Origin of the sequence: Aquibacillus sediminis (assembly GCF_005870085.1) — a bacterium.
Classification (GTDB): Bacteria; Bacillota; Bacilli; order Bacillales; family Amphibacillaceae; genus Aquibacillus_E; species Aquibacillus_E sediminis.
In genome coordinates this window covers 1-10,728 of record NZ_SZNM01000043.1, presented here as the reverse complement: position 1 = coordinate 10,728, position 10,728 = coordinate 1, and the positions used below count along the sequence as shown (strand labels likewise).

Genomic DNA, 10,728 nt, shown 5'->3' with positions numbered 1-10,728 from the left:
CAAGCGGGCTGGGCTTGACGCTTCCACGGCATCATCTATGATCTTAAAAAGTTAAGAAAAGTCTCTGCACGACCAATATTAAACAACTTTTCGTTATTTTGGTGTCCACTTTCTTGACAGAGGTCCATCTAGTGCGTTATTTAATAAAAATTCTGGCCATTTGGGTCGATTTAAGTGACATAACGGAACAAATGTCCGTCGCAACCGATCTGCGTTGACAACAAGGCAGATCGTAAGAATGTTTTCGCTACAAAGAATCTCGTTTCATTACTTCCAAATGCTCTGTTTTATGGTATTGTTGATAACTCTTGAGCAGTTTCTGTAAATGTTTTAAGTGTTGGTTGTATTCCATTAACTGTGAGGCAAGTGGTAATAGACTAAGTCGATTACGCTCATCCTCATGGTACACTTGAATTAAATTATCCACTAGTTTGTGAATGTTTGGTTCATCAATTGCTTGCAGTGTTTGCTTATGTCTTTGTTTGATTCTTCCCATGGAACTTAAGATTAACTTTTCATGAGAATGAATCACTTTATCCAATTCCTCTACTAATATTGTGTGGAAGGAAGTTGGGATTGTTTCGATTTTCTCATTTAACTGATGGAATGTTTTTAATACCTCAAATGATTTTTTCGTCGTGGCGATTAGTTGCCTGAAAAGAATCAGCTTTCTTGCCTTTGATAAACGCCGCTTCTTTAAATAGGTGCGTTCTTCAGAAAAGAGTAAGTACGTTTGATCAATTTTCGTCATTTCTTCCTCAATTCGAGCTATTTCCCCTTTTAATGCGGGTTCGTCAGACAAATGTCTTGTCGTTACCCGGAGCCATTGCAAAATATCAGCATTCGCCCGATCAATACGTTGGAAAAGCTTTGTTTCGTACTTTGGTGGTAAAAACAATAAATTCACTATAAAAGCGGAAAAAATACCGAGTGTTAAAGCAGAAAATCGTAATAAGGCAAAATGAATAATTTCCATTTCTGTCGACTCCATGACGGCAATGATCGCAACAATTGCTAATGAAATCGTACTTTCTGTCATTCTAAGCTTCATACAAATACCAATGATTATGACGATGGTAAATCCAATCACAAACGGGTCGTTCCCAAGTGTGAACACGACGATCGTCGCTGCTGTGACACCAAGAATATTGGCTTGCAATTGTTCAATAATCGTTTGGAAGGAACGATAGATGGATGGCTGAATAGCAAAAACTGCCGCAATCCCAGCAAAAACGGCTGACGCAAATCCGAGCAATGTTGCTAAGTACATGGCAGCTGCTACAGCAAGTCCTGTTTTCAGCATGCGTGCTCCAAGTTTCATGATGATCATCCTTTAACCGAATCTGTTTTGTTAGGTTATTCAAAAGTATAGCAAATAATGTCTGATTCGTCCTCGGATGAGCAAATAAAATAACTTTCCAACGATAGAAATTAGGGGAAACTAGCTAAATAAAAAAAGGCTTTTGCAATCATCTGCAAAAGCCAAAGTCTCATACTTCGAAGGGAAGTCATGGTATAAAGTATGAGTGAAAATTGATAATTTTCAGAACTATACTAGCATGAATGATTCTTCTTTTCAATTATTCTGGATGGTATACTAGTAGAATTAATAAATTTAATCTTAACTCGCTAGGTTTGCGGCTCAATTCCCACTACATAAACCCTGTTAGTTCAGCCCAACACTGGTAATGACAAGGAGAAAATAACCAATAAGTGACATTTCCCTAAATCATGACAAAAGTGTGAAAAAATCATTTTGTTTGTTCATTTAATGGACAAACTAAGTTTCGAGTGTTAATATATACATGTAAACCGTTACAAAACACATTAATTTTATAGGTTGATCGGATAAAATTGTACAATTTTTAATAGTCGAAACCATCCAAGTATTTTGTTCTAAATACTAGTACAGGGCCTTTTTTGTCCTGTATCTAGTAAATGTGAGAATCTCATATGTAACAACATGTAAAAAAATGAACTAAAACTGAAAGCGTTTAATTTGAATAGGTGGGATTAAAATGGAAAATTACAAATTAGAATCATATGAACAGGAAGGACAACCGTCACAGCATCATTCACGTCCAGGAAAAACACCGAAACTGAAAATGATGGAGAAATTAACGTTTGGTTTAGGTGATTTTGGGGCGAACTATAGTTGGACATTTATTGCATCATTTATCACGATTTATATGACGGATACAGTTGGAATGAGTGCTGGTATCATTGGTACAATTATATTGCTAGCTCGAGTATTTGATGGATTTAGTGATATTTTTATGGGAACTGTTATTGATAACACCAAATCTCGTTGGGGAAAAGCAAAACCATGGGTAGTCATCACTGCACCAATTCTTGGTTTGTTAACGTTCTCACTATTTAATGTACCGGCTGGATTAGGTCAAACAGGAAAAATTGTCTATGTATTTATCATCTATTTCTTAATTTCAGTTATTTTCTATACAGCGAATAATGTTGCCTATTCATCACTAACATCATTTATGACAACAGACGAAAAGGATCGTGTATCACTAGGGAGTATCCGCTTTATTTTTGCAAACATTGCCGTATTATCGATCAGTTCCTTTACAACCGTTTTAGTAAGCGGATTCGGTGGCGGACAGCAAGGTTGGACATGGACAGCAGCGATTTATGCCATTTTGTGTGCGGTTCCATTGATGATAACTGGCTGGTTTGTAAAAGAACGAAATGTCGCAGAAAAGAAAGACAAAACGCAAAAAACATCCTTTATTCCGATTATCAAAGTGTTATTCTCAAATAAATACTTTAACCTTTCAATCGTATTATATTTACTATGGTATTTAAGACAAACGGAAACAGGTGCAAGAATCTACTATGCAACATATATCTTTGATAACCCAGACGTGATGGGGATTCTTAGTACAGCATCACTTTTACCATTAATCATTGGGCTGTTCTTCGCGCCTAAAATTGTTGGGCTATATGGATTAAGGCAAAGTGTAAATGCAGGATTGCTAGTTTCTGTACTAGGAACCGGTGCGATGATCTTCTTTTCTGAACACCTAATTGGACTTGTTGTTGCAACCGTCATCAATGCACTTGGACTTGTTCTGTTGCAGGCTGGACTTAGTGCAATTGTAGCGGATGTCGGTGACCTCGTTTATTGGGAGTCAGGAGTTCCGGTTCAAGGTTCCGTATTTAGTTTAACGAGTGCTGGTATGAAGATTGGACAAGGTTTAACAGCTGCCTTAGTCGGCTGGGCACTACAATTTGGTGGATATGTAGCCAATGCATCCGTGCAACCAGATGGTGCGATTTTTGCCATTAAGTCGATGTTTATCTACTTCCCGTTGTTAATGATCGTTCTAATGTTTATAACGGTAACGCTATTAAACTACGAAAAATTCATGCCTAAGATTAGAGATGAGATTGCATTAGGAAATGTTGGTGAAGATAGAGATCATTCGTTAATGAAAAAATAAATAGAGGAAACAGAGTGCGTGGTTGTTGCACTCTGTTTTTTTGTTTTTTGGCGGGAATAGAGGAATGAGGCCCCGCGAAGTAGTAATAGAGAAACGAATCGGATCCTCATTCCGCTAAAGCGCCTAAAAAGACCCAAATAGGGTTGCAAACGGATCGAGGTTCCGTTATATGTGGAAAAAGACAGGAATTGTAGCGTTTTATAAGTAAATAACGGAATGAGGACCCACTTGGTCGTGGAAAAAGGTGTTTTTGAGTTAAATAGAGGAATGAGGAACCACTTTGTCGCGCATAAAGTGTGTTACTGACTAGACCGAAGCTTTTTTGAACGAAAAAGAGACCATCCTTCATTAGGATCGTCTCTTTAACACAAGGTTAGTTGTTCATCTGTTTAAACGCCTCATTAACAGCTTTTAATGTTTCTTCAATATCTTGTTCCGTGTGTGCGGTTGTAAGGAACCACGCCTCGTATTTAGAAGGGGCTAAATTGATGCCTTGATTAAGCATCAGTTTGAAAAATTGCGCAAACTGATCACCATTGGTTGCTTCTGCTTGGGCGTAGTTTTCTACTTTTTCATCTGTAAAGTATACGGTTAAGGCACCTTTTAGACGGTTAACCGTTACAGTGATGTTGTTTTCTGCCGCATGTTTTAAAATGCCTTCTTCTAACATCGCGCCAAGACGGTCTAACTTTTCATACGTACCTTCTTGTTTCAATACTTCTAAGCAAGCAATTCCTGCAGACATGGAAGCAGGATTTCCTGCCATCGTACCTGCCTGGTAAGCTGGTCCAAGTGGTGCAACTTGTTCCATGATTTCCTTTTTACCACCATAAGCACCAATCGGAAGGCCGCCACCAATGATTTTACCCATTGCTGTCATATCTGGTTCTACACCAACGATTTGTTGGGCACTTCCATAGGTGAAACGGAACGCGGTGATCACTTCATCATAGATTACTAATGCTCCAGCATCGTGTGTTAGTTCATTAACCTGCTCAAGGAACCCTGGTTTCGGTTCGACAATCCCGAAGTTGCCAACGATTGGCTCAACAAGCACGGCAGCAACCTGATCTCCCCAAACAGCTAGTGCTTCCTTATATGCTTCAATATCATTGAACGGTACTGTGATGACATCTTGCGCGGTCGTCTTGGTAACCCCAGCTGAATCTGGGCTCCCTAGTGTTGATGGTCCTGAACCTGCTTGGACAAGTACTTGGTCGAAATGTCCATGATAGCAACCGGCAAATTTAATGACTTTGTCGCGGTTGGTATATGCTCGTGCGACACGGATCGTTGTCATAACTGCCTCTGTTCCCGAATTAACAAAACGGACTTTGTCCAATGACGGAATCGCTTCTTTAAGCATTTTAGCAAACGTGTTTTCAAGTACGGTCGGTGTTCCGTACAGAACGCCATTATGAGCCGCCTTGGTAATCGCCTCCGTAATATGTGGATGAGCATGTCCAGTAATAATCGGACCATACGCCCCAAGGAAATCGATATATTTATTACCATCGACATCCCAGAAATATGCCCCGTCGCCTTTTTCCATATAAACAGGTGTGCCACCACCAACGCCTTTAAAGGCACGCGATGGAGAATTCACGCCACCGACGATATGTTCTAGTGCTTCTGTATGTAACTTCTCAGAGTTAGTAAAATTCATTTTATTCCCTCCATAAAGTGAAACTTCACTCAGTGGGGTTCTTGCTCTTTCCCCACTGAGGTTAGTTGAACCAATCGGGGTGTTAGCGTCCGTTAATTCCCACTTAAACATCTCTTTGTATATCATGTTTTTGAAGTGGGAGTCTTACGGACGGTTGCACCGGGGTAAATTGACTCTAGAGCTTATTATAGCACTTGTTAACAGGAAACAAAATCGAACAACTAGTTAGAGAAGGGAGAAGTAGAGTGTTGTTAACAATCGTTGAAAACGTGTCCAGGATTGAAGCGAAAAGCCGAAACCGGTAAAAGAAAAGCGTTAAAACGTGCCCTGGATTGCGGTAAAAAGCCGAAACCAGTAAAAGAAACGCGTTGAAACGTGCCCTGGATTGGTGCGAAAAGTAGAAACCGGTAAAAGAAAAGCGTTAAAACGTGCCCTGGATTGGGGTGAAAAGCCGAAACCGGTAAAAGAAAAGCATCAAAACGTACCCTGGATTGAGGGAAATATCCGAAACAGGCGTGTAATGACAATTTGCAAATGACAACAAAAAAGCATAGAAAAAAGAGTTATTAGGCATCACTCGGAAAGGTTTGCCGTAGATATAGAAGTAGAAAGGGAAACAAGCTATCCTAGAATGTCTGTGAGAGGAGAATTGATTTGGTTGCCACAGTCTCCGTTATTTTAATTTTTATCTTATTGGGAATTAGTTTATATTCATTTGTATTTGAGAAATCCTACCAACGAAGTTATTTTTCATATGAAATATTTTATACGTTAATTCTTGTTTATTTCATTGTGTTAATTAGTTTTGGGTTGCTCTATTTTGTTTTATCGTTTAATGGAGTCATCTTAATCGAAGGTGGTGTATTGCAGGATATTAGTGCATTGGAATCTTTATCCCATTCCCTTTATTTTAGTGGTGTTACCTTGATGACAGTGGGATATGGAGATATTACACCGATTGGTTGGGGAAGGTTGTTAGCGTTAATAGAAGCAATGATTGGTTATATCTTACCGACGGCATTCTTTTTAAAGATATGGGAACGTTCCAAGCGTTCGGACGATGATGATAAAACGTATCGACAGCGCGGTATTGATTATTTGTAAGTTTTCCGTTGTTTCGTTACTCTAATAGTAACAATAGAAATTTGGAGGGACTATGATGAGTATTGAAGTAGGAAAACCTGCACCAGATTTTGAATTAAAAACAAATAATGGAGAAACAGTAAAACTTTCAGATTATAAAGGTAAACATGTCGTGCTTTATTTTTACCCTAAAGATAATACACCGGGTTGTACGACAGAAGCATGTGATTTCCGTGATCACCATGAAAGTTTTGCCGATTTGGATGCGGTCATTTTAGGTGTTAGCCCTGATTCGGAAGAAAGCCATAAGAAATTTATTGAAAAGCATGACTTACCGTTCCAGCTATTAGTTGATGAAGATCACAAGTTGGCAGAGGATTATGGTGCTTGGAAATTAAAGAAAAACTTTGGCAAAGAATATATGGGCATCGAACGTTCTACTTTTATTATCGATAAACAAGGTGTCTTGCAAAAAGAATACCGCAAAGTAAAAGTGAAAGGTCATGTGGAAGAGGCGTTACAATTTATTCGCGAAAACTTAAGCTAATAGTTTTGAAAAAAATCCGCTTAAAAAATTCCTTATGACTAGGCAAACTTTCTATACAAACAGGAGGGGAGCTACATATTAATAAACTATAACCCTGAAACCTCCCCTCTTTTTTTCGACACAAGGTTTATGCCTTGTGTCTTTTTTTGTGCTTTAAACACATGTAGGAAAAGCCGCAAAATATACGTTAACGAAAAGAAGCAAACTATTATAGTCTAAGGGTTTGTTATTCGGATACAGTTCCTTTTGTGGTAAAATAGGTTTGGTTTTTCAGTGATCAGTTAATGGAGGTATTACAATGCGTATATATACAAAAACAGGGGACGAGGGAACCACATCGTTAGTGTATGGCAAACGTGTCGCTAAAAACGATATTCGTGTCGAGGCGTATGGAACATGTGATGAAGCGAATTCGATGATTGGTTTAGCGATTAGTTATCTTCATGCAGAAGTGAACTGGGAAGACAAGCAGGAGTTTATCGATAGTATGCACCGGATCCAGTCTGTTTTATTTCATGTTGGTGCCGAACTTTCCACGCCTAGTGATAAAGAAGTGAAGTGGAAACTAACAGAGGCGCATGTTCAAGACTTAGAAAAACAAATCGATCAATGGGATAGCGAGTTAGCGCCATTAAAACAGTTTATCCTGCCATCTGGCCATCCAACTGCAGCGGGATTACATACAGCGAGGACAATTATTCGACGAGCGGAAAGAACAGCAGTGGTATTAAAAGATGAATTGGGGTCATCCCTCGTGTTAGCTTATTTAAATCGTTTATCTGACTTCTTATTTGTGGCAGCAAGGTTTGTTAATCAGAAGTGTGGAGGTAAAGAGATTCCTTTGCGCATAAATGACTAGTATAAATGATTCCTTATCTTAATATACTTTTATTGACATAAAGTTTCTGCTACGGTTAGACTAATTGTAAGAATTATAATATAATAACAGTATTAGAAAAATAATTAGAAGCGTATATGTAAAACCTATAGCTGAAAGTGAGGTGCATGACGGTGACGGATAGTAGACTTCAAGAAGCGGTTGGGCAACTAAAAGAAGCTGGAGTTAGAATAACCCCACAACGTCATGCGGTATTAGAATATCTTTTAAATGCAGAGATCCATCCTACCGCAGATGATATTTACAAGGCTCTAGAAGGAAAATTCCCAAATATGAGTGTTGCCACAGTATATAATAATTTACGCGTGTTTCGCGAGATTGGTCTCGTTCGCGAATTAACCTATGGCGATGCATCCAGTCGGTTCGATTGTAACACATCAAAGCATTATCACATCATATGTGAGTCTTGTGGAAAGATTGTTGATTTTCATTACCCGAGTCTTGATGAAGTAGAGTCATTAGCAGAGCAAGTGACAGGCTTTAATGTAAGTCATCATCGAATGGAAATTTATGGTGTGTGTAAGAGCTGTCAAGAAGAAAAGCAAAAGGTTACTCAATAACATAAAAGGATCCCTTTTCTTCCTGAAGAGGGACCCTTTTATGTTATTTTTTTTGTTTTTGGTATTGTTTCGAATTATATTTTTCGTCGAATTCTTCACCTTCAAGATCTTTATCTAATGTTAGGGGCTGTCTACAGTGCATACATGCATCGACACGTCCTATCATTTTGGTCGGCTTATCACAGGAAGGGCAGACGATTTGAACCGCCTTTGTTGATAACATCCCAATCCAGAAATACACAACGGTACTAAATACAATACATAGCATGCCAAGAATAAAGAATAATACCATTAACCATTCAACGCTTTTGGATAGGATCCCAATATACATGACCCCAAATCCAATAAAAATCAAACTCAAAGCAAATGTACGGATTTTATTAATTTTGTTCGAGTACTGTAAAGCCATCATCCCACCTCGCTTGTATAAATCCAATCCCCAGTTGACGAGTTATATAGTTGTTAAAATTAAGTGTACAAAAAAATAACGATTTAAAAAAGGATTTTGATTATAATTATCGAAATATAGTGTCTAACTTGTTTTTTCTATAGAAGCAAAAAGGAATTTAAAATAGAATGATTGCTTGAAACTGTTGATTCAATTTTGGTTATGAACGATTAGTTTTTTTGAAAAGGTGTGCCATACAGCCGTGTGCGTGTAGAAATGTAGAACAACTTCAACTAAAGGATTGGTGCGAATATAATTTCGGTGCAATCGTCCGTAAGACTCTCACTTCATAACGGAGATTTTCAAGTGGATTTTAACGGATGCTAACACCCCGGATGGTTCAAGGGCCTGCGGATCTCCTTTGAGTTACGAACACTCAGTAGGCAGAGAAAAAACACTGAGAGAAGTGTCAACTTTAACTCACTTGTATTTAAGTGAATGATAAACCTTTTAGCCAATTGACGTTCGGCTACTAGTAATTACTTTAATGGGGGAAGTACAATGGAAGATTTATTACGTCCTATTTATCAGGAAAGAGCTAGTAATCCTAATACATTAGGAATATTAATCATTGAAAAGAATAAACCGATCAGTCCGATCACGGATAATTTTGATGTCATATTACTGGTCATTATGTCAGAAGCTGAACAGTCTTGGCTTGTAAAACATTATGAGTTTGATGGAAAAGCAGCTGCTATGCATGTGGTGGATGAAGAACAGTTAAAGTGTTGGATTGATACAAGTACCTACCGACGTGCGGTTGAATGGGTGATCAATGGGCAAACGGTGTTTGATCGGAATGAATATGTATCGAATTTAAAACAAACACTTAGCAATTTTCCTACTGATAGGCGAAAACTAAAATTAGCAATTGAATTCGCCAAATTGACTCGAAGTTACCAAGAAGCAAGAGATTTATATGAATCCAAACAATATTTAGATGCTTATAGTAGAATGCTTCGTTCTTTACATTATCTAGGACGCTTATCTATCATTGAAAAAGGGTATCATCCGGAAGTGATTGTTTGGAGCCAAGTGAAACGGATTGATATTGAAACTTATAAATTATTTGAAGAACTAATAAATAGTGATGAGGAAATAGACAAAAGAATCGAGCTAATGTTGTTAGCAACTGAATTTGCAGTTAGTACACGCGCCAAAGAATCAGCGAAACATTTATTAGAGATAATGAATACGTCAGATGAGCCATGGAGTTTTGGTGACTTGAAAGTACATCCTGACATAAGTGCATATGCGATGGATCTTACTTCGATGGTTGAATATCTAGTTAATAAGGGTATAATTGATGTAGTTCGTGTTGAAACAAAAGGAGAAGGAATTTACCATAGAAAGTATAAAGTGAGTAGGCAATAAAGGAACAATGTTTTAAGTATTGTATTTAAGCGGAGATGAATAGTTCGATGTAGTGGTTAAGGCTAATGGCATTTACGTTTTTGTCTTCGCCTTAACGCTTATCAGTTAGTTAATAAGTTTTTTTCGAAATGTTGTTGACTCTTTATTTGATGCATGGTATATTTATATCCGTCGTCAACACGACAACGTAAATTTGTTTTTGAAAAAGAATTGTTGACATATCGTTGGGATACATGATATATTAATAAATGTCGCTTCAACAAGCGGCTAAAAACAAATTAAAAAAGTTGTTGACTTAACAACAGCAACTTGATACAATGTAAAAGTTGTTGCGAAACAACATTTGATCTTTGAAAACTGAACAAAACAACCAGTATGAAACAGATCGGGTAAGACGTTTCATTTATTTGAAACAGACTACCTCGAATCAATTTTTAAAAGCTAGTTTTTGAAACGAGCAAGCAAGCTCATTATTTTATGGAGAGTTTGATCTTGGCTCAGGACGAACGCTGGCGGCGTGCCTAATACATGCAAGTCGAGCGCGGGAAGCAAGCAATCACCCTCCGGGGTGTGCGCTTGTGGAACGAGCGGCGGACGGGTGAGTAACACGTGGGCAACCTGCCTGTAAGATTGGGATAACTCGCGGAAACGTGAGCTAATACCAGATAATACTTTTATTCGCATGAATGAA

9 protein-coding genes and 1 rRNA gene are annotated in these 10,728 nt (G+C 38.1%); 7 read left to right on the top strand and 3 right to left on the bottom strand.

All coding sequences use genetic code 11. The features are described 5' to 3' along the window. Positions 1–247 precede the first annotated feature (247 nt). Positions 248–1,321: an FUSC family protein gene (locus tag FCI53_RS20375; protein ID WP_138420828.1), complete on the bottom strand. Its 1,074-nt coding sequence runs from the start codon at positions 1,319–1,321 to the stop codon at positions 248–250. Between the two features lie 697 nt (positions 1,322–2,018). On the opposite strand from FCI53_RS20375, the gene FCI53_RS20370 reads away from it, so the two are divergent. Beyond that, positions 2,019–3,461 carry an MFS transporter gene (locus FCI53_RS20370; protein WP_138420827.1) on the top strand — a complete coding sequence of 481 codons (1,443 nt, stop codon included), beginning with the start codon at positions 2,019–2,021 and terminating at the stop codon, positions 3,459–3,461. Between the two features lie 373 nt (positions 3,462–3,834). Here FCI53_RS20370 and FCI53_RS20365 read toward each other — a convergent pair whose 3' ends face one another. Continuing rightward, positions 3,835–5,127, bottom strand: coding sequence for a glutamate-1-semialdehyde 2,1-aminomutase (locus FCI53_RS20365; RefSeq protein WP_138420826.1), 1,293 nt, complete (start codon positions 5,125–5,127; stop codon positions 3,835–3,837). Between the two features lie 654 nt (positions 5,128–5,781). On the opposite strand from FCI53_RS20365, the gene FCI53_RS20360 reads away from it, so the two are divergent. The 4 genes from FCI53_RS20360 to perR all read left to right on the top strand — a co-directional run bounded on the left by FCI53_RS20360 (position 5,782) and on the right by perR (position 8,215). Beyond that, entirely contained in the window at positions 5,782–6,231 is a 450-nt protein-coding gene (locus tag FCI53_RS20360) for a potassium channel family protein (protein ID WP_138420825.1), read from the top strand. Positions 6,232–6,286: 55 nt separating this feature from the next. After that, entirely contained in the window at positions 6,287–6,757 is a 471-nt protein-coding gene (bcp, locus tag FCI53_RS20355; protein ID WP_138420824.1) for a thioredoxin-dependent thiol peroxidase, read from the top strand. Between the two features lie 298 nt (positions 6,758–7,055). Beyond that, positions 7,056–7,616 carry a cob(I)yrinic acid a,c-diamide adenosyltransferase gene (locus FCI53_RS20350; RefSeq protein ID WP_138420823.1) on the top strand — a complete coding sequence of 187 codons (561 nt, stop codon included), beginning with the start codon at positions 7,056–7,058 and terminating at the stop codon, positions 7,614–7,616. 152 nt (positions 7,617–7,768) lie between these two features. Then, positions 7,769–8,215, top strand: coding sequence for a peroxide-responsive transcriptional repressor PerR (gene perR / locus FCI53_RS20345; protein WP_425457206.1), 447 nt, complete (start codon positions 7,769–7,771; stop codon positions 8,213–8,215). Between the two features lie 43 nt (positions 8,216–8,258). Here perR and FCI53_RS20340 read toward each other — a convergent pair whose 3' ends face one another. Then, positions 8,259–8,624: a YgzB family protein gene (locus FCI53_RS20340; protein ID WP_138420821.1), complete on the bottom strand. Its 366-nt coding sequence runs from the start codon at positions 8,622–8,624 to the stop codon at positions 8,259–8,261. Positions 8,625–9,164: 540 nt separating this feature from the next. Here FCI53_RS20340 and FCI53_RS20335 point away from each other — a divergent pair. After that, positions 9,165–10,037, top strand: a complete 873-nt coding sequence (locus FCI53_RS20335; RefSeq protein ID WP_138420820.1) for a nucleotidyltransferase-like protein — start codon at positions 9,165–9,167, stop codon at positions 10,035–10,037. 474 nt (positions 10,038–10,511) lie between these two features. After that, a 16S ribosomal RNA gene (locus FCI53_RS20330) occupies positions 10,512–10,728 on the top strand; the annotation flags it as partial.

Coding starts and splice junctions, on each gene's coding strand:
- FCI53_RS20375 (WP_138420828.1), bottom strand. CDS start 1,321: ATGAAACTTGGAGCACGCATGCTGAAAACAGGACTTGCTGTAGCAGCT.
- FCI53_RS20370 (WP_138420827.1), top strand. CDS start 2,019: ATGGAAAATTACAAATTAGAATCATATGAACAGGAAGGACAACCGTCA.
- FCI53_RS20365 (WP_138420826.1), bottom strand. CDS start 5,127: ATGAATTTTACTAACTCTGAGAAGTTACATACAGAAGCACTAGAACAT.
- bcp (WP_138420824.1), top strand. CDS start 6,287: ATGAGTATTGAAGTAGGAAAACCTGCACCAGATTTTGAATTAAAAACA.
- FCI53_RS20350 (WP_138420823.1), top strand. CDS start 7,056: ATGCGTATATATACAAAAACAGGGGACGAGGGAACCACATCGTTAGTG.
- FCI53_RS20340 (WP_138420821.1), bottom strand. CDS start 8,624: ATGGCTTTACAGTACTCGAACAAAATTAATAAAATCCGTACATTTGCT.
- FCI53_RS20335 (WP_138420820.1), top strand. CDS start 9,165: ATGGAAGATTTATTACGTCCTATTTATCAGGAAAGAGCTAGTAATCCT.